Origin of the sequence: Oricola indica (assembly GCF_965227485.1) — a bacterium.
GTDB lineage: Bacteria > Pseudomonadota > Alphaproteobacteria > Rhizobiales > Rhizobiaceae > Oricola > Oricola indica.
The window spans coordinates 751,271-769,956 of the sequence record NZ_OZ245747.1 but is presented as its reverse complement, the minus strand read 5'-3'; the positions used below and the strand labels follow the sequence as shown (position 1 = coordinate 769,956).

22 protein-coding genes are annotated in these 18,686 nt (G+C 63.5%); 7 read left to right on the top strand and 15 right to left on the bottom strand.

Features of this window, described 5'->3' with window-relative positions:
- Positions 1-30 precede the first annotated feature (30 nt).
- From sdhD to ACQK2M_RS04025, 4 genes are all read right to left on the bottom strand, one after another.
- Complete coding sequence (sdhD, locus tag ACQK2M_RS04040) at positions 31-411, bottom strand: succinate dehydrogenase, hydrophobic membrane anchor protein (RefSeq protein WP_425416735.1); 381 nt, start codon at positions 409-411, stop codon at positions 31-33.
- A gap of 13 nt (positions 412-424) precedes the next feature.
- Complete coding sequence (gene sdhC, locus ACQK2M_RS04035; protein ID WP_425416734.1) at positions 425-826, bottom strand: succinate dehydrogenase, cytochrome b556 subunit; 402 nt, start codon at positions 824-826, stop codon at positions 425-427.
- A gap of 231 nt (positions 827-1,057) precedes the next feature.
- A complete protein-coding gene (locus tag ACQK2M_RS04030) occupies positions 1,058-1,375 on the bottom strand; it encodes a hypothetical protein (RefSeq protein ID WP_425416733.1) in 318 nt (105 codons plus the stop codon).
- A gap of 39 nt (positions 1,376-1,414) precedes the next feature.
- Entirely contained in the window at positions 1,415-2,584 is a 1,170-nt protein-coding gene (locus ACQK2M_RS04025) for a diguanylate cyclase (RefSeq protein ID WP_425416732.1), read from the bottom strand.
- A 167-nt stretch (positions 2,585-2,751) separates the two neighbouring features.
- Here ACQK2M_RS04025 and ACQK2M_RS04020 point away from each other — a divergent pair, with 167 nt between their 5' ends.
- Complete coding sequence (locus ACQK2M_RS04020) at positions 2,752-3,699, top strand: AEC family transporter (RefSeq protein ID WP_425416731.1); 948 nt, start codon at positions 2,752-2,754, stop codon at positions 3,697-3,699.
- Positions 3,700-3,716: 17 nt separating this feature from the next.
- Here ACQK2M_RS04020 and ACQK2M_RS04015 read toward each other — a convergent pair whose 3' ends face one another.
- Together ACQK2M_RS04015 and ACQK2M_RS04010 are read right to left on the bottom strand one after the other, a co-directional pair.
- A complete protein-coding gene (locus ACQK2M_RS04015) occupies positions 3,717-4,895 on the bottom strand; it encodes a diguanylate cyclase (RefSeq protein ID WP_425416730.1) in 1,179 nt (392 codons plus the stop codon).
- A gap of 132 nt (positions 4,896-5,027) precedes the next feature.
- Positions 5,028-5,993, bottom strand: coding sequence for an alpha/beta hydrolase family protein (locus tag ACQK2M_RS04010; RefSeq protein ID WP_425416729.1), 966 nt, complete (start codon positions 5,991-5,993; stop codon positions 5,028-5,030).
- A gap of 144 nt (positions 5,994-6,137) precedes the next feature.
- Between ACQK2M_RS04010 and ACQK2M_RS04005 the strand changes: the two genes are divergently transcribed.
- Positions 6,138-6,731: a TetR/AcrR family transcriptional regulator gene (locus tag ACQK2M_RS04005; RefSeq protein ID WP_425416728.1), complete on the top strand. Its 594-nt coding sequence runs from the start codon at positions 6,138-6,140 to the stop codon at positions 6,729-6,731.
- A gap of 50 nt (positions 6,732-6,781) precedes the next feature.
- Here ACQK2M_RS04005 and leuC read toward each other — a convergent pair whose 3' ends face one another.
- From leuC to rplS, 7 genes are all read right to left on the bottom strand, one after another.
- Positions 6,782-8,188: a 3-isopropylmalate dehydratase large subunit gene (gene leuC / locus ACQK2M_RS04000; protein WP_425416727.1), complete on the bottom strand. Its 1,407-nt coding sequence runs from the start codon at positions 8,186-8,188 to the stop codon at positions 6,782-6,784.
- 65 nt (positions 8,189-8,253) lie between these two features.
- Positions 8,254-8,397: a hypothetical protein gene (locus ACQK2M_RS03995; protein ID WP_223477722.1), complete on the bottom strand. Its 144-nt coding sequence runs from the start codon at positions 8,395-8,397 to the stop codon at positions 8,254-8,256.
- Between the two features lie 46 nt (positions 8,398-8,443).
- The gene (locus ACQK2M_RS03990) at positions 8,444-8,968 is read right to left on the bottom strand and encodes an MgtC/SapB family protein (protein ID WP_425416726.1); all 525 of its coding nucleotides are present in this window, start codon (positions 8,966-8,968) and stop codon (positions 8,444-8,446) included.
- A 41-nt stretch (positions 8,969-9,009) separates the two neighbouring features.
- Complete coding sequence (locus ACQK2M_RS03985; protein WP_223477446.1) at positions 9,010-9,825, bottom strand: amino acid ABC transporter permease; 816 nt, start codon at positions 9,823-9,825, stop codon at positions 9,010-9,012.
- A 44-nt stretch (positions 9,826-9,869) separates the two neighbouring features.
- On the bottom strand, positions 9,870-10,667 hold the full coding sequence (locus tag ACQK2M_RS03980; protein ID WP_223477447.1) for a transporter substrate-binding domain-containing protein: 798 nt from the start codon (positions 10,665-10,667) through the stop codon (positions 9,870-9,872).
- Positions 10,668-10,752: 85 nt separating this feature from the next.
- Positions 10,753-12,717: a patatin-like phospholipase family protein gene (locus tag ACQK2M_RS03975; protein WP_425416725.1), complete on the bottom strand. Its 1,965-nt coding sequence runs from the start codon at positions 12,715-12,717 to the stop codon at positions 10,753-10,755.
- Between the two features lie 292 nt (positions 12,718-13,009).
- A complete protein-coding gene (gene rplS / locus ACQK2M_RS03970) occupies positions 13,010-13,564 on the bottom strand; it encodes a 50S ribosomal protein L19 (protein WP_425416724.1) in 555 nt (184 codons plus the stop codon).
- 292 nt (positions 13,565-13,856) lie between these two features.
- On the opposite strand from rplS, the gene ACQK2M_RS03965 reads away from it, so the two are divergent.
- Positions 13,857-14,600, top strand: a complete 744-nt coding sequence (locus ACQK2M_RS03965) for a sulfite exporter TauE/SafE family protein (protein ID WP_425416723.1) — start codon at positions 13,857-13,859, stop codon at positions 14,598-14,600.
- Between the two features lie 16 nt (positions 14,601-14,616).
- On the opposite strand, the gene trmD is transcribed toward ACQK2M_RS03965, so the two are convergent.
- Complete coding sequence (gene trmD, locus ACQK2M_RS03960) at positions 14,617-15,300, bottom strand: tRNA (guanosine(37)-N1)-methyltransferase TrmD (protein ID WP_425416722.1); 684 nt, start codon at positions 15,298-15,300, stop codon at positions 14,617-14,619.
- The gene (gene rimM / locus ACQK2M_RS03955) at positions 15,297-15,854 is read right to left on the bottom strand and encodes a ribosome maturation factor RimM (RefSeq protein ID WP_425416721.1); all 558 of its coding nucleotides are present in this window, start codon (positions 15,852-15,854) and stop codon (positions 15,297-15,299) included. The genes trmD and rimM overlap by 4 nt, the downstream gene beginning before the upstream one ends.
- A 99-nt stretch (positions 15,855-15,953) precedes the next feature.
- On the opposite strand from rimM, the gene ACQK2M_RS03950 reads away from it, so the two are divergent.
- The 4 genes from ACQK2M_RS03950 (at position 15,954) to ACQK2M_RS03935 (ending at position 18,672) form a co-directional block, all read left to right on the top strand.
- Complete coding sequence (locus tag ACQK2M_RS03950; protein WP_425416720.1) at positions 15,954-16,910, top strand: tyrosine recombinase XerC; 957 nt, start codon at positions 15,954-15,956, stop codon at positions 16,908-16,910.
- Between the two features lie 68 nt (positions 16,911-16,978).
- The gene (locus ACQK2M_RS03945; RefSeq protein WP_425416719.1) at positions 16,979-18,049 is read left to right on the top strand and encodes a TraB/GumN family protein; all 1,071 of its coding nucleotides are present in this window, start codon (positions 16,979-16,981) and stop codon (positions 18,047-18,049) included.
- Between the two features lie 102 nt (positions 18,050-18,151).
- Positions 18,152-18,349 (top strand): hypothetical protein, encoded by a 198-nt coding sequence (locus tag ACQK2M_RS03940; RefSeq protein WP_223477455.1) that lies wholly within the window; start codon positions 18,152-18,154, stop codon positions 18,347-18,349.
- Between the two features lie 125 nt (positions 18,350-18,474).
- Positions 18,475-18,672: a hypothetical protein gene (locus ACQK2M_RS03935; protein ID WP_223477456.1), complete on the top strand. Its 198-nt coding sequence runs from the start codon at positions 18,475-18,477 to the stop codon at positions 18,670-18,672.
- The last annotated feature ends 14 nt before the right edge of the window (positions 18,673-18,686 follow it).

Here is an 18,686-nt window from a genome sequence, read left to right as displayed (position 1 = left end):
TGGAGCCGCTATCCGGGTTCGCCGGGGCAATCAGCCCGCTAAACCCAGTTTCAGGATGGCGAAGACGCAGAGTGCGCCAATCGCGAAAGTGAAGAAGACATTGAGGAGAAGCGCCGCGAATTTCGCGCCTTCGCCGTGCACGTAATCCTCGATGACGACCTGCATGCCGAGCTTGGCATGGTACAGGCCGCTGACGACGACGAGCAGAAGGATGACCGCGACGAGCGGGTGACCGAGCGTCGCGCGGACCTCCTCGTAGGATCCGCCGGCGCAGGATGCGACGATCCACACGAAGGCGATCATCAGCGGCACATTGGCGACCGCGGTGACGCGCTGGCGCCAGAAATGGCTGGTGCCGTCCTTTGCCGAACCGAGACCGGCGGCGCGCTTGTAGGGTGTCAGGATGGACATGGCGTTTCTCCCCTCAGCCCGCAATCGCGGCGATGATCCAGATGACGAATGTCAGCGCCACGGAGGCGGTGATCGTCGCATAGGCGAGCTTCGTCGAAGTGCTTTTCCCGAACAGATATCCGAGATCCCAAGCGAAGTGGCGCAGCCCGCCCAGCATGTGGTGGATCAGCGCCCATGTGTAGCCGAACAGGATCAGCACGCCGAACCACGAGCCGAAGAAACCGTTGACGAGCGCGAAATAATCGGGACCCGACGCCGCGGCGATCAGCCACCACGCGACAAGGATGGTGCCGACATAGAGCGCCATGCCGGTGATGCGATGGGCGATCGACATCATCATTGTCGGAATCGGCTTGTAGATTTGAAGATGCGGCGAAAGCGGACGCTCGCTCTTGGCAGGACTGGAAGCGCTCACGACTGGCTGCTCCTCATATGTGACTCGGGCCGGTGCACGTTGGAGTGCACCCGTTAATAGGGCGGCATTCGCGCCGCGTCAAAGGAACGCGGCATCATAGGTTTCATCCCTTAGTGGGATTGTGCTGCATTGCAACAGCATCGCCGCATTTCAATCGATTGGAATTGGCGTGCGGACGGAAAGGTCTCCGAGGGTTGCATTCAAGGCGCTGTTTCGTAACGCGAAAAGCCATCACCGGGTGCATACCATGGGCTTTTGGCCGGAAACGAACCAGGTCGCGCTGCGCCCTTCCAGGATCAGCGCATGGATACCTTCCGCGTAGCGGACTTTCTGGCCCGCCGGGCTCGCCGGCATGGCGGCCGAATAGCCGCGGCTGTCAGAAGCCGTCACGGTCGCGCCCGCGCGCTCGAGGGTCAGCGTCACATTGTCCGAACACCGATAGCGTGCATCGCCGCCTTGCGAGGACGGAAATCCGTCGAAACCGATGGACTGGCATCCGACAAGGACAATCGGAAGGATGAGAGGAAGGAAGGAACGGGAAAGCGTCATGTCGCCGTCATAGTCCCGGCATTTGTGACGGGCAAGCCGTTATGCGGCGGCGATTGTGCCCTTCGTAATTCGCGTGTTCCGCTCGTGGACGGTCACTCGATTGCGTCCGTTCCGCTTGGCCCGGTAGAGGGCCTTGTCGGCCATATGGACAGCCTCCGGGAACGGCGCGCCGGCGGGCCAGCAGGCGATACCGAAACTCGCCGTCACGGTCGCTCCATCGACACAGTCCTGATTCAGCGCCTCAAGCGCGCACCGGGCGGATTCGGCATAAAGACAGGCCAGTGCTGGGTCCGCTGCCGCGAACACGACCATGAACTCCTCTCCGCCCCAGCGCACGACGAGATCGCCCTCGCGGGCGGAACAATCGAGGATCCGGGCGAAATTCGTTATCACCCTGTCGCCGGCCTCGTGCCCGTAGCGGTCGTTGATCGATTTGAAGCGATCGATATCGGCCATGATCACCATCCGGTCCTGTCCGGCGGCGAAGCCGGCGACACGCGACTCCAGCCCGCGCCTGTTCAGGACGCCCGTCATCGGATCGGTCTCGCTGGTTTCGGTCAGCCCGGCGACGATCTCCATTCCGAACATGACGAACAGGTTCACGGCGATTGCCAGCGCCGCGAACGAGACCGAGAGCTGAAATGTCAGCGCGGCCGCCGACTGCGGATAATTGGCCTGGGTGAGCGTTCCGCCCTCGAACCAGATCACAACAAGCGTGCGCACCAGCAACTGAAGACCGTTCAAAAACACCAGGGCCTGCAGGACGCGATCGACCTTTCGGCGCATCTGCCTCCTCAAGGCGATGGCGGGATAGGCGAACATCACGAACCCGCCGGCGTTCATCAGCAATGTTCGCGCCGTGATCATGTCATGGCCAAACCGGAACCAGGTCAGGAGAGCGAGCGTGCAGACGGAAACGCCGACCAGCGCACGCACAGGTACGCGTGCGCGATAAAAGACGAACATGGCCGCGCTGAAGGTCGCAGCTGTGGCCATGTAAACCGGGTTGATGACAAATATCGCAACGTCCGTCGCCAGCAGCGGCCGTATGAAATCGAACAGTAATCCGACTGCCCCGAGGAGATAGGAGAAGGCGAAAACCTTCAATGCGCGGACATCGCGCGCAAAATGCCACAAAACGGCGAACCCGCAGGAAAACACCAGGAAGATCATCGGGCTGATCAACTGAAAGTAGGACTGTTCCTGCACGACCCCTGACCTCACTACGCCGCGGGCGGCGCAGCCCGGGCGCGTACACCCTATGCCGTCAAATTTGATAGGGAGTTAATAAGGGGCTGCGACCAAAGCGCCCCACAGCCTGCCCGCATGGCACCAAGCCACTTCCGATTCGCCCGGTTCCGCTCTAAAGCGGTATCATGCTCACCATTCTCGCCACCGTCGCGCCGGTTTTCCTCCTCATTGCCTTTGGGTGGATTTCGGTCAGAACGGGGTATCTGCCGGGCGGCATTGCCGAATCGCTGAACGCCTTCGCCGTAAAACTTGCCGTTCCCGTGCTTCTCTTCCGCGCGCTCGAAAGGCTCGACCTTGCCGCCGCCTTCTCGCCGCCTCTGCTGATCAGCTATTATGCCGGCGCGTTTTCCTGTTTCACACTCGGCATCATCCTGGCGCGCAAGTTCTTCAATCGCCGCCCGGGCGAGGCCGTCGCCGTCGGCTTTGCCGCCACTTTCTCCAACTCCGTCCTGCTCGGCATCGCTATCGTCGAGCGCTCGCATGGCCAAGCGTCCCTGACGGCCGCCCTGGGCATCGTCGCCCTGCATGCGCCATCGATCTACGCCGTCGGCATGGTGACGATGGAACTGATGCGCCGCAACGGGCGAACGCTGGTCGAGACCTTCTCTGTCGCCGGACGCTCCATCATCGCCAATCCGCTCATGATCGGGATCCTGCTGGGTATCATTGTCAACGTGACCGGGCACTGGGTTCCGGCCCCGGTCATGGCGGCGGTGGACATGATGGCGGTGGCTGCCATTCCCGTCGCCCTTGTCGGCGTCGGCGCGGCGATGACACGCTACCAGATGAAGGCGAACCTGCCCGAAGCCGGCATGGTCGCCGCGTTGTCGCTCCTGTTGCATCCGGCGATCGCATTCGTGCTGTCGCACTTTGTCTTCGACCTCCCGGCGAATACCGTGCGCGCCGCCGTGACGGTCGCCGCGATGCCGCCCGGCCTGAACATCTACCTCTTCGCGGTGATGTACGACCGCGCGGTCAATCTCGCCGCCTCCGCCTTCCTGCTGGCGACGACGCTCTCCGTGATCACGGTGACGTTCTGGATTTACGTCCTCAACCACGTCGTTCTGGGATGATGGCAGGTGACCTGCGGTCAGGCGACGGCGGATGCCTGTCCTGCCGGGTCCAGGCCGTCGACACAGACGCGGTTTCGGCCCTCGCGCTTGGCGCGGTAAAGCGCCACGTCCGCACGGCGCCCGATGACCCGGACATCGCGGTTGTTCTGGCAAGCTGCAACACCGAAACTCGCCGTGACCGTACGGCCGCCGAGACAGTCATGCGCGAACGCTTCCCATCGGGTCCGCACGCCCTCGGCGAATAGCCGCGCCGCCGAGGCGTCGGCATGGGACAGGATAACAAGAAACTCCTCGCCGCCCCAGCGGACGACGAAATCGCCTTCGCTCGCGGCATCGCACAAGAGACGCGCAAACGCGCTGATGACGAGATCGCCAGCCTCGTGACCATAGCGGTCGTTGACGGCCTTGAACCAGTCGATATCGGCCATGACGACAGCCCGGGAAGAACCGCCCGCCTGTCCGTCGCGGACAAATGAATCGATGCGCGCCTCAAAACCCCGCCGGTTGAGCGTGCCGGTCAGCGGATCGGTTTCGCTGCTTTCGGTCAGCCTCCGCAGAATTTCCGTGCCGTACATTGTGAAAAGAGCGCCGGCGACGGCCAATGAGACGACGGCGAGCAGCATCTGCAGCGTTACCGACGCCAGAGACCCCGCATAATCGGTATCCGCCATTGTCGCGCCGACGAACCAGAAGATCACACCCGTGCGAAGGAGAAGCAAAACGACGCTGGCCACGATCACCGTTTGCAGGATTCGGTGGATCCCATCCCGCATCTCGTGGCGCAGTGCATGGATCGCGTGGAGATAGATCAAGGCGAGGCCGGTATTGATGGCCCATGCGCTGGGGACGACATTGGAGAGGCCGTACCGCAGCGCCGCATAACAAACCATCACTGCCGCTGCGGATATCGTCAGTGTTTTCCAGGGCACCCGGTTCCGGTAACGCGCATGGAGGCCCGCGCAGAAGAAGACGGTTGTCGCAAGGTATAGCGTGCTGAGAACCGCAGAGGCGACACCCGGATAAAACGCGGACTGCAGGAAATCCACGATCATCGCGCAGGAAGCGGCGAAATAAGAAACCGCGAAGAAGCGCAACGAACCGATATCGCGCGCAGTTCGCCACAGCAGGAGAAACCCGCCCGAAAAGGTGAGCGAGATCAAAGGTGTCAGGAGCTGAAAGTAAGACTGCTCGAACATCCGTCTATCCGGTTGGCTGCACGCGGCGGCCATCGTGTCGGGCGAAATGACTAGCAGCCCGCGCTTGCCATCCCGTTAATCCTGGGCAGCGCAATTGTCGAAACGAAAACGGCGCCCGGAGGCGCCGTTGTGTTACTTGCAGTCGGTCCGGCCAAGCGATCCCGCCTTGTCGGCGAGTGCTCTGCAGGCTTCCGGCCACGCCGGGTCCTCAGAATAAAGCGCGCTACGCAGCCAGGCCCAAACCATCCGGCGGGTCAGCTCCAGCCGGTCGGGATCCTCGTCGTCGGTCTCCTTGGCGTCATGGCCTGCGACGCCGCCGAGCCCGTGCTTGCCGCCGGCAAGGCTGAGGAGGTCCTTCGCGCCGGGGCCGTCGGTGAAGGGGTCGAGATGCCATTCGGCGCCGCGGGTCGTCAGGTGCGGATTGTCGTCCGCGTCGCCGGCGACCACGAGCGTCGGCGTCGTCATGGTGGAGAAGTCCGGATTGAGGACATGATAATTCTCGCGCGCGAAGTCGCTGAGGCTGTCGCCACCATTCCCGGGCGCGGCCAGAAGCACACCGGCCTTGTAACGGTCGTCGCGCATGACGACGGTCGGCCCGCCATTCTCGACATCGATCAGCCCGGCGCCGAGGATCATGCCGACGGTCTGGCCGCCCATGGAATGTCCGACGGCGGCAATGCGCTCATGGTCGATCCGCCCGGCAACCGCCGGGACCTGCGCCTCGATCTCGTCGAGACGATCGACAATCATAGACATGTCCTCAACACGAGAGCGCCAGAACAGCGGCGCGCCCGGCGCATCGGGTCCAAGAGCGTAGATCTTCGCGTTCAGGTGGGTCGGCTGGATGACAACGAAGCCGTGCGCCGCCCAAAAATGGGCCACCGGCCCATAACCGTCGAGCGACGGAAGATAGAGCGACGGACCGTGGCCGTGCGACAGGACAATGACCGGCAATCGGTCTCCGGTCACCGGCGCGGACACCCGCAATTCCAGGTCGATGCCACGGCCTGGCGCGGCCAGCGTGACCGGCGCGACGGAGACGACCGCGACGGCGTCCGCGACCGGGATGTTCGCGGCCTTGTCGATGAGCTTGTTCATGACGATTTCCTTCGCTTTGCGATCCGTGTGGCCATGGCCGCCGGGCCGTGTTATTCGGCAGAAACGGAACCATGTTCCGCTGCATATACGGAACGTTGTTCCGCTTATCAAGTGGAATCGTGTTCCGCTTTTAAGAGGCATGCCGTGAGCGAAGACGAAAACAGACAGGACGAAGCGCAGGAACGGCGCGTACGCGCCGATGCGCGGCGGAATCTCGACGGCTTGTTGAAGGCGGCGATGGAGGTCTTCGCGACGTCGGGCGTGGATGCGCCGGTGCGTGAAATCGCCGGCAGGGCCGGCGTCGGTGTCGGCACGCTCTACCGCCATTTCCCGCAGCGCTCGGACCTGATCGTGGCGGTGTTCAGGCGCGAGATCGACGCTTGCGCGGACGATGCGCCGGTGCTGGCGGCGCACTATCCGCCAGGCGTGGCGTTGGCGCGCTGGATGCAGCGTTTCGTGGATTTCGTTTCGGCCAAGCGCGGCTTGTCGGCGGCGCTGCATTCAGGCGACCCGGCCTACGAACCGCTGCCGGCCTATTTCGACGAGCGGCTCCGGCCCGCGCTGGAAAATCTGTTGCAGGCGGCGGAAGAGGCCGGCGAAATCCGCCCCGGCATGGACGCGATCGAATTGCTGCACGCCATCTCGCGGCTGGCGAGCGCGGGAGGCGATGACGCGAGGCGCATGGTGGCGTTGCTGGTGGACGGGCTGCGCTATCGCGCTGGAGATGCGCAGGGCTGAAACGAAAACGGCGCCCGAAGGCGCCGTTTCAAAACCCGAAACTCGCCCGGTCAGAGCGTGCGCACGTCGACGAAATGTCCGGCGATTGCCGCCGCCGCCGCCATGGCCGGCGAGACGAGATGGGTGCGGCCCTTGAAGCCCTGACGGCCCTCGAAATTGCGGTTCGAGGTCGAGGCGCAGCGCTCGCCCGGCGCCAATCGGTCGTCATTCATCGCAAGGCACATGGAACATCCCGGCTCGCGCCACTCGAAACCGGCGGCGAGGAAGATCTTGTCCAGCCCCTCGGCTTCCGCCTGTTCCTTGACGAGGCCGGAGCCCGGCACGATCATCGCGTTGACCGTGGAGGCGACCGTCTTGCCCTCGACGACCTTCGCCACTTCGCGCAGATCCTCGATGCGGCCGTTTGTGCAAGAACCGATGAAGACGCGGTCGATGGAAATGTCGGTCATCTTCGTGCCCGGCTCAAGGCCCATATATTCGAGCGCGCGCTTCTTGGAGGCGCGCTTGTTGGCATCCTCGATATCGTCGGGGTTCGGCACCGAGCCCTCGATGGACACGACGTCCTCCGGCGAGGACCCCCAGGAAACGATCGGCGGCAGATCGGCCGCGTCGAGCTTGACCACCTTGTCGAAATGCGCGCCCTCGTCGGTCTTCAGGGATTTCCAGTATTCGAGCGCCATGTCCCACGCCTCGCCCTTGGGCGCGCGCGGCTTGTCCTTGATATAGGCGAATGTCTTCTCGTCGGGCGCGATCAGCCCGGCGCGCGCACCGCCCTCGATGGTCATGTTGCAGACCGTCATGCGGCCTTCCATCGACAGGGCGCGGATGGCTTCACCGGCGAACTCGATGACATGACCGGTGCCCCCGGCCGTGCCGATCTCGCCGATGATGGCGAGGATGATGTCCTTGGCCGTGACACCTTCGGGAATCTCGCCGTCCACCTGGACCAGCATGTTCTTCGCTTTCTTCTGGATCAGCGTCTGGGTGGCGAGCACATGCTCCACTTCCGACGTGCCGATGCCATGCGCCAGCGCGCCGAAAGCGCCATGCGTCGAGGTGTGGCTGTCGCCGCAGACGATCGTCATGCCCGGCAGGGTAAAGCCCTGTTCCGGTCCGACGATATGCACGATGCCCTGGCGCTTGTCCTTTTCGGAGTAATACTCGACGCCGAAATCGGCGGCGTTCTTTGCCAGCGCCTCGACCTGGATGCGGCTTTCCTCGTTCTTGATGCCTTCGACACGGTCCGGCGTGGTTGGCACGTTGTGATCGACGACGGCCAGCGTCTTCGCCGGCGCGTGTACCTGGCGATGCGCCATGCGCAGACCCTCGAAGGCCTGTGGGCTGGTGACTTCGTGGACGAGGTGGCGGTCGATATAGAGAAGCGACGTGCCGTTCTCGTCGGTATCGACGACGTGGTCGTCCCAGATCTTGTCGTAGAGAGTGCGCGGTGCGGTCATGGTATTTTCCATTCAGGGCTATGAAATTCGTAAGGAAACCGGCCTCGGCCGGGAGCGGAGGACGCTTAGCCGAGCCGCGAAAGCTGCGTCAGCGCGACACGCGCGAAAAAGCGCGACGGCAGGCGCTTGCGGTCCTGCAGCGTGAAGCTCTTGAAGCCCGGATGTCCGAACAGCTGTTCCATGGCGGCGCTCATACCAAGTTTCGTCATGGACGGCAATCTGGGATCCCGCACGGTCGATGCAAGGGTCGCGCCCTCAAGCCTCGTCCCCCGAACCGCTGTGTTCTTTCCGCCGGCGGCGACTCTTTTCCTTCAAATCGAACCAGAACTCGAAGCGGCGGATCAGCGTCAGCGTGAGAATACCGAGGAAAGTCGCGAGCGCCGCAATGGAGAATAGGCCAAGGCCGGCCGCGAGCCCGATCGCCGCAGCCAGCCACATGCCGGCGCCCGTCGTCACGCCGTGAACCTCGCCCTTGAAGAAAACGATGAAACCTGCGGCCAGGAAGGCGACGCCGCCGGTGATCGCCTCGACCAGCCGGAGCGGGTCGGTGCGAAGCGCGTCGGACGAGAATTCCGGCTGGTTGACGAGTTCGATGGCGATCAACGCGAAAGTCGCCGAGGCGACGCTGACGAGGATATGCGTGCGCAATCCCGCGGGTCGTTCCCGCCACTCGCGCTCGAGGCCGAGCACCGCGCCGAGCAGCAACGCCGCCACGAGGCGAAGCGCGATGACGGAGAACGGCAACACGGTTGCGAAATGAGCGGTCAGGGTCTCCTGCATGGTCGAAGCATAACACGCGAGGCGACGAGTCGTTGCATGGCTCAGTTTCGCTCCTGCGCGCGACGCATCCGTTTCTCCAACCGCCTCAGCAGGAGAGACAGGCCGATTGTGAGGATCAGGTAGATATAGGCGACGATGGAATAGGTCTCGAAGAAGCGGAAAGAGCCCGCCGCATAGACCTTGCCCATCTGGGTGATGTCGGCGACGCCGAGTACCGAGACCAGCGAGGAATCCTTGACCATGGCGACGAAATCGTTTCCGAGCGGCGGCAGGATCGTGCGGATCGCCTGCGGGAAGACGATCAGCCGGAAACGTTGCCAGCGATTGAGCCCGAGCGCTTCCGCCGCCTCGACCTGACCATCGTCGACGGCGAGGATACCCGCGCGAAACACCTCTGCGATGAAGGCCGAATAGCCGATCATCAGCGCCAGGATCGCCCGCCAGAGAAGCGAGATATCGCGCACCAGAACCGGATCCATGATCCCCGCCGCCTGCAGCGGTTGGGTGACGAGATTGATCAGCCAGACCAGGGCCGGCGCGCCGACAAAGGCGATGTAGAACAGCAGCACCAGAATCGGGATGCCGCGGATCACCTCGACATAGAAGCGCGCCACCTGCCGCAATATCAGCGAACCGGAAAGGCCCATCAGCGCCAGACCGAGACCGAGCAACGTGGCGAGCGCGAAACCAACCAGCGTGACGAAGATGGTGATGCGCACGCCCCGCGCCACGGTGGAAAAGACCTGCGCGTAGAGATCGCTGGAAGCGATCACCAATGCCAGCGTGGCGCCGATGGCGCAAATCGCCAGCAGCCACCACGGAAAGTCCTTCTCGCCGGAATTCTCGCGACGCACCACGCTGTTACCGCCGCCCCGCCCCTGCCCCTGACCTCACGGCGCGGCTACTGGCCGAGCTTGTAGTCGAGGAACCATTTCTTGTTCAGCGCATCGAACGTGCCGTCCGCCTTCAGCGCGGCGATGGCGGCGTTGATCGGCGCGACGAGGTCGGAGCCCTTCGGGAAGATGAAGCCGAAATCCTCGGTTCCGAGCGGCTCGCCGATCATCTTGAGAGCGCCACCGGAGGATTCGACATAGCCCTGACCCGCAGTACCGTCTGTCAGGACAAGATCGACATCGCCGGTGCGCAGCGCCTGCACCGAGGCGCCGAAGGTTTCGAACAGCTTGATGCGCGCGTTGCCCTCGTCGCCGTCGAGCACGTCATAAACCGCGACATAGAAAGGCGTGGTGCCGGCCTGCGCGCCGACAAGCCCGTCTTCAAACGCGTTGAACGACGCGGCGTCGGTGAAACGCTCCTCGTCGGCACGCACCAGCATGTGCATTTCGGACCGCATATAGGGATCGGAGAAATCGACCTTTTCACCGCGTTCCTCGGTAATGGTGATGCCGGTCATGCCCATGTCGTACTGTCCGTCCGAAACCGCCTGGATCATCGCGTCCCAGGACGTGTTCTGGTATTCGGCCGTGAAATTCAGACGCTTCGCGATTTCGGCGACCGCGTCATATTCCCAGCCGATCGCGTCGCCCGTCTTCGGGTCGACGAATTGCAGCGGCGGATAGGCGTTCTCCGTGACGATGACAACGGTGCGCCCGCCCAGATCGGGAAGGTCTTGCGCCGATGCGGCGACCGGCAAAAGGGTGAGGACGGCGCCAAGGCCGAGGAGGAGACGACGGGATATCATGGATGGCTCCATTTGTGGCTAAGCTGGAACCGCAGAGACTATCCACTGGAGAGCAGGACGCAAGCCGGCGCTGCGTAAACCGCGTTCAGGTGGCCGGCGGCGGCACGAAGGCAGCGAGCTCGGACGGCTCCATCTCTTTCAATCGCCCAAGCGCCTGCTTGTAGGTCGATCCCACGACCTGATCGTATTTTTTCCAGTCGAGCATCGACACGCCACGCACATTCGGCTGGAACAGCATGTCGACCTCGTCGCGCATCGCCTTCTGACGTGCCATCGCCGTCACGATGGACGCGGTCAGCAGCGTGTCGGGCAGGCTTGGCAGGCGATAGCGCCGTTTCCTGCGCGGCAGGAGCGCGTCCATCAGGATGGCCCGCGGCGAAGGCACATCCTCCAGATTGTAGCGTTTCTCGACATTGGGCAGCAGATCGACGCCGATGATCTTGCCGGCGCCCAGCTTTCCGCGCATTACGTCGACCGGAAAATTGTTGAAGCTGCCGCCGTCGAACAGAACCTCGCCATCTTTCAGAACAGGCGGAAAGAGACCCGGTATCGAGAAGCTTGCCACCAGATTGCGGGCGAAGTCGCCATGCATCAGCACCTGCTCGCGATGTTTCGTAAAATTCGAGGCGACGACGAAAAAGGTCTTCCACGTATCCTCGAGGTCGAGCTCCTGTCCGCCGGTGCGCTCGGCAACGAGCATATCGGTGATCTGGCGCGCGCGCTGTCCCTTGATCAGAGACACCAGCGGCGCATAGCTGTAGTCGCCTGTCAGGTTGCCGAAGCGCGAGGTGACGAAGACCCGCCGGGCCATGTCGATGAAATCATCGCCCTCGACCTCCATGGACAGAAACGCGCCCATGATGGCGCCTGCAGACGTACCGCCGACATAGTCGAACTCGACGCCCATCTCGGTCAGGGCGCATGCGACGCCGATATGCGCGAAACCGCGCGCGCCTCCACCGGCAAAGACGATACCGATCGCATTGCCGGTCAGGATACGGCCGAGCCGGCGCATGTCCCGGTCGAGCGTCGGGCGAATGTGAAAATGACGGTCGACCTTGCGGGCGGCCAGCCAGCGCGACGTGCCGCGCGGCGCGACCGCGCCGGCGGGATGCAACAGGACGAGGGCCACGCGACCCTGAACCGAATGGTCGCCCTCCAGCATCTGCTTTTCGAAGCGGCCGGGCGCGGGATCGTCATCCGCATTGGCGACAAGCAGGATCTCGTCCGCGTGGTGGATCGCGGTCGTGGACCAGACAGAATCCTCCGGATCGCCGATGAGGAAGATCGCGTCGTGCTCGCCTTCCATCGCGCCGATCTCGGTGGAGATCTCGCCGCGCGGACGCAGGATATCGGGGCGCGACAGATGCCCGAAACGCTCATGCACCGTATCGGAATCGAGGATGGCGATCCTCTCGCGCCATGGTTTCTGCGCATCGGCCAACCGGTGGACGAAGCTTTGGATATCGATATTTCCGCCGACGGGCAGGATCGTGACGATGACCGGCGGCGCAGGCGCGCGGGTCTTCTGCTGCTGGCGGCGAAACCGCGAGATCACGTGGCGGGTCATCACCAGCGCAAGTTCGGGTTGGCGGCCGATCGCCTGCTCGACCACCTTGCGCGACACCCGGGCGACGAGCGAATTGCGGATCGCGGCCACTTCCGCACTGCGCGCCTCGTCGGTGAACATCGCCAGCTCGCCGACAGGCTCGCCCCGGCCGATATCGCCGAGAACCCGCCGGCTGCCATCGGCCTCGATCAGGATTGCTCTCAACCGGCCCGACAGGACGAAGAACACGTCATCGTCGCGGGCGCCTTGCTCGATCAGGACATCACCGGAATAGAGTTCGATGAAGGTCGAATTTTCTTCCATGAAACGGATGAAGTCATCGTCATCGACGGCGAAGTAGTCTCGCAGGCACGCATGCAGCTGCGGGAGGTGACCATCCACGACCCCGGAACCGCTCTCGCGTCCGGATCTTTCTTCATCGTCCTGTGCGTCGGCGTCGTGCGATGCCTCGCCGGACGCGCGCTCCTCCGTGCGGTCCATGAACTATCCTCTTGTTACAGCTGATAGTTGCAGTTCATTTTCATTTTGACAATAAAAGGACGAAACGAAATTTCGGGCACCCGCCTGTGATCGCCTCGACGAGGCGAAACGGGACGGTGCGCGGCGTATCGGTGTCGAATATCGGCCGCCGGACGATCTCTATGGCGATCAGGGCGAATGCCGCTGAAACAAAGCGGCTGTCCGGCATCGCCCTTGCGACGCGGCCTTGATCGCAAACAAAAAAGGCGGGCCGAAGCCCGCCTTTGAAGGACCTGCCGGAGCAGGGAATATCTTATGCGTTGTTGTCTTCTGCCGGTGCTTCGGCTGCCGCGGCGTCCGCCTCGGCTGCCTTTGCCGCCTCCGCTGCTTCCTGGGCTGCCTTCTCGGCGGCAAGCGCTTCGGCTGCGGCGACCTTCTCGGCCTCGATGCGCGCCTTCTCGTCGAGCATCTTCTGGCGTTCGGCGTCGTTCAGCTTGCGGGAACGGGCATTGGTGTTCTCGGAGATACGGGCCTTTTTGCCGGTCAGGCCGCGCATGTAATAGAGCTTGGCGCGACGCACCTTGCCTCGGCGAACGATTTCGACGGCCTCGACCATCGGCGAAAACATCGGGAACACACGTTCCACGCCTTCGCCGTAGGAGATCTTGCGAACGGTGAAGTTCTCGTTGAAGCCGGCACCACTACGGGCGATGCAGACGCCTTCATAGGCCTGCAGACGGGTGCGCTTGCCTTCCGTAACACGGACCTGCACGCGAACCGTGTCACCCGGGGAAAAATCCGGGAAGGTACGCTTGTCGAGAATTTTCTGGGCCTGTTCGGCCTCGAGCTGGCGGATGATGTCCGTCATGATTTCATTCCTCTTGTTCTTTTGAACCGCCAGAGCGCTCGACAAGGGCTGAAAGTGCGTTGACCGTCATGCCTGGCCCGAAGACCGGAGCGTATTCACGAGATCGTATTTGCTGTTGAGTTAGGGCAATCCGCCCGAATTCCGCGCGTCCATACAGGAGAAAGGGACATTTGTCACGCCTTTTCACCGTAAATCGGGCGACCGGCGACGAGGACAACATGACACCCATTGCACGCAGGCCATGGCGTCGGCTAGGCAAAAACGGGCATTCGGCCCGACCGGGTGGAGCGCCATGACATTGTTCAGTATTTTGATGCTGTTTGCGGCGGGATTTCTCGCAAGCGCGGTCAATGCGATCGCCGGCGGCGGCACCTTCCTCACCTTTGGGGCGATGACGCTGATCGGCATACCGCCGATCGTCGCCAATGCGACCTCTTCGGTGACGCAGTTTCCGGGCTATGTGACGTCTGCGCTGGCCTATTACACCGAGATCCGCAAGGATCTGCGCGAAGCGCTGAAGCTTGGCGCGATCTCGGTGGTCGGCGGCCTCGCGGGCGCGCTGACGCTGCTCGCGCTCTCCAATCCAACCTTCCAGCAGATCGTGCCATGGCTGCTGATCGGCGCGACCGCGCTGTTCGCCGCAGGGCCATGGCTGCGGCCGAGATCGCTCAGTCCCGACCATCCGATGGGGCCCATCGGCCTGTTCGCGCAATTCGTCACCTCCATCTATGGCGGCTTCTTCGGCGCCGGCCTGGGCATCATGACGCTGGCCGTCCTCGGCATCGCGAAGGGCGGCGACTACCACCGGCTCAACGCGATGAAGAACTTCATCGCCGTGCTGATCGCGGCGGTGGCGATCGTCGTCTTTGTCGGCGGCGGCGTGATCGCCTGGCTTCCGGCGGCGATCATGATCCCGGCAGGCGCGCTCGGCGGCTATGCCGGCGTCTGGATGGCAAAGCGCGTGCCGCAATGGGTTGTCCGCGCGCTCGTGATCGCGGTCGGCCTGTTGCTGAGCTGGTATTACTTCACGAAGTGACGAGGCGCGCGGCGCTTTACTTGCCCAGCAGATCCGGCCTTCTCTCCCGCGTCAGCTTCTCCGCTTCCTCGCGCCGCCACTGGTCTATCTTCGCATGATTGCCGGAGGTCAGCACGTCGGGGATGGCGTGACCCTCCCATTCCGGCGGCCGCGTGTAATGCGGATGTTCCAGCAGATTGCCTTCAAAGCTCTCGGTCTCGCCGGAAGCGGAATTGCCCATGACGCCCGGCAGGAGGCGGATGACCGCATCGAGCAGCACCTGCGCCGCGACCTCGCCGCCCGACAACACATAGTCGCCGATCGAGACCTCCTCGAGATCGCGCGCATCGATCACGCGCTGATCGACCCCTTCGAAACGGCCGCAGACGATCACCGCGCCCGGACCTGCCGCGAGATCGCGCACCCGCGCCTGCGTCAGCGGCTTGCCGCGCGGGCTCATCAGCAACCGCGGACGCGGATCGTCATCGCCGGCATTGGCATCGAGTGCCGCCGCGACAATGTCGGCGCGCATCACCATGCCCGCGCCGCCGCCGGCCGGCGTGTCATCGACACTGCGATGCTTGTCGGTGGCGTAATCGCGGATCTGCACGGTTTCGAGCGACCAGTCGCCGCGCCCCAGCGCCTTGCCGGCCAGTGCCTGGCCGAGCGTCCCCGGGAACATTTCGGGATAGAGCGTCAGAACCGTGGCACGGAAGCTCATGCCTCCTCGCCTTCCTCGCCGCGCACTTCGATTTCGTCGGGCCGCACCAGCACCAGCGTGCCGGCATCGAAATCGATCTCCGGCACGGTCTCGCGCGAGAATTCCATGAGAAAGGTCCGCTTGCGCGCCAGACCGCCGCCGGGCGTGACGGGTGCGATCTCCAGAAGATCGCCGGCCCCGAAATTGTGAACGGCGATCACTTCCCCCGTCCTGCCGCCGTCTTCCAGCACCGACAGGCCCACGAGATCCGCGATGAAGAATTCATCATCCTCGAGCTCCTCATCCGGCAACCGGGTCCGATCCACGAACAGTTCGACACCGTTCAGCGCTTCCGCCGCACTGCGGTCGCGCACCTGCTCGAAACGCACGACGACGACCGTCTTTTGCGGCCGGATATCGACCACGTCGAAGGCGCGGCCCTGCATGTCGTAGAGCGTGCCATAATCCGCGAGCGCCAGCGGGTCGCCCGTATAGGGTCGCACGCGCAATTCCCCGCGCACGCCATGCGGCGCGCCGATCACACCCATCAGGACCGGATTGTCGGGCTTTGCCATGTCTTGCTCCGTTTCGGTGCGCGCCGATTACAGGCTTTTGCGGGTTTCGCCAAGCATTCGGGAAATCCCCCGGTAACCATTGCGAGGCAGAATGGGGGCATGTCCGATGACAGCGCCCTTCTCGTCAATGCGAAACCCGATCTCGCCGCCGCGCGGCGCGCCTGGCTCGAACAGCTGAAAGGCGAACGCCGCCTCGCGCCGAAAACGCTGGAGGCCTATGAGCGCGACACGCGCCAGTTCCTGCAATTCCTGACCGGCCATCTCGGCGGGCCGCCCGGCCTTGCCGATATCGCGCAACTGAAGACGCTCGACTACCGCGCCTTCCTCACCAGGCGCCGCGCAGGCGGTGCGCGCGCGCGGACGCTGGGACGCGGCCTCGCCGGCATTCGGTCCTTCATGCGCTATCTCGAACGGCAAGGGCTGGCCAATGCCGCCGCGGCCACGGGCCTGCGCGCGCCGCGGCAGCCCAAATCGCTTCCCAAGCCCCTGACCGTCGCCGACGCGCGCAAGGCGGTCGATGCATCCGAGCAGCTGCACGCCGAGCCCTGGATCGCGGCGCGAAACGCGGCCGTCCTGACGCTGCTCTATGGTTGCGGGTTGCGCATAGGCGAAGCGCTCGACCTGACCGGAGAAGCCTTGCGCGACCGCCGCGAAAAGGCGATCGCGATTACCGGCAAAGGCTCGAAAACCCGCATGGTGCCACTCCTGCCCGTAGTCTTCGATGCGGTCGATCTCTACCGCCGGCTTTGCCCCTGGGATCTCGAACTCGACCAGCCGCTGTTTCGCGGCGCGCGCGGCGGAGCATTGCAGCCCGGTGTCCTTCAGCGCGACATGCGGGCGCTTCGCGGCGCCCTCGGCCTGCCCGAGACGGCGACGCCGCATGCGCTGCGCCATTCCTTCGCAACCCATCTGCTGGGCAGCGGCGGCGACCTGCGGACAATCCAGGAATTGCTGGGCCACGCCAGCCTCTCGACCACACAGGTCTATACAGGGGTCGATACCGCGCGACTGCTCGACGTCTATCGCAACGCGCATCCGCGCGCGCGGGGCGGATAGCGACGGAATTTTGCGCCGATATTAACGGAATCATTGCCCTTGGCTGCCAGATTGCCCGTATGAACGCCATGACAGACCGTCTTGACCGGATGACCGGTCCGCTCCTCGCCGCGCTCGGCGCCGTCAACGCGCTCTTCGCGTTGATTTTCCTCGCCGTGCTGCTTGTCGCCATGCATGCAATGCCGGCAGCGGCCGACGACTGCCGGGGCGAGAATATCCTCGCCGCCATGCGCGACGACGACCCGGAGGCCTACAAGCGCCTGCGCGCGGAGGCGGAGGCAACGCGCAACGGAGACACGCTCCTTTTCCGCATCGACAAGCCGGGCGTCGAGCCCTCCTGGCTCTTCGGCACCATGCACCTGACCGACGAGCGAGTGATCGACCTGCCGGAGAACGCCCGCAAGGCTTTCGAGACCTCGGCCACGGTGGCGATCGAATCGACGGAAATCCTCGATCCGGCCAAGGCGCAGCTTGCGCTTTTCTCCAAGCCCGAGCTTACAATGTTCACCGGGAGCGACGATCTCTCGGACTATCTGACCGACGAACAGCGCGAGATCCTCAAAACGGGACTTGCCGCGCGCGGCGTCCAGCTTGCTCTTGTCGAGCGCATGAAGCCCTGGCTGATCACCGGCATGATCGCCCTGCCGCCCTGCGAACTCGACCGCAAGAAGGCGGGCCAGTCCTTTCTCGACCTGAAATTGGCGCAAGATGCAGACAAGGCGGGCAAGGACCTGGCGGGGCTGGAAACGATCATGGAACAGTTCGAGGCGATGGCCTCGCTGCCGATGGAATTCCATGTCGCCGGTCTCGTCGAGACCATCGCGCTCGGCGACCGCATCGACGACATCATCGAGACCATGATCCAGCTCTACGTCGCGGGCGATACCGGCGCGATCTGGCCGATGCTGCGCACAGTCAGCCCCGAGATGGATACGGACGGCGAACTCGCCGACAGCTATGCCGAGTTCGAGGAAACCATGGTTCATGTCAGAAACGAGACCATGGTCGAGCGCTCCCTGCCGCTGCTCGACAAGGGAAGCGCCTTCATCGCCGTCGGCGCCCTGCACCTGCCGGGCGACAAGGGGCTCGCAGCACTGTTCGAGAAAGCGGGCTACAAGGTGACGCCGGTCTACGAATAAACCGCTCCCGGTCTTGTGATCGGCGTGAAACTTGGCGATTTGCCCTTTCTGCGCTAGCCTTTCCCTGCCCGGACCTGTCCGGGTCAGCAATAGGAGCAGCGCATGACACCGAAAGCACTGGCCCTCGGCCTTGCAGCGGCGCTCTTCGTATCCGGCAGCGCAATCGCCTGCCCGATGCATGACGTGGTTGCAGAAAACCAGACGCCCGTCGACTATTCCAAACTCGAGAAGATGGAAGTGGCAAAGGTGCCTGTCGACGCATGGCTCATCAAGTATCTCGACGCCTGGGAACAGGCCTGAGAAAAGACTGATCTCCAATCGACTGAAACCGGCGTCCAAGTGGCGCCGGTTTTTTTGTCATCCGCGCCGATGGAACGGTTTGCGCATGTCGTCGTTGTCATCCCAATCGCACAAAGGAGACGATTATGACGACTCAGGACCGTGAAACTCGTATCGTTTACACGAATGGCGGCGCCGGCTGGCTCATCGCCGCCCTGCTGCTCGTGGTTATCGGCATGGGTGGATTTTACCTCTACCAGTCCGGCGCTTTGACAGGCTCGAACGATGTCAGCGTTACGATCGACGTTCCCGAGGAGGTCGTTCCGGCCCCGCCAGCGGAATAACCGCCTCGATACGA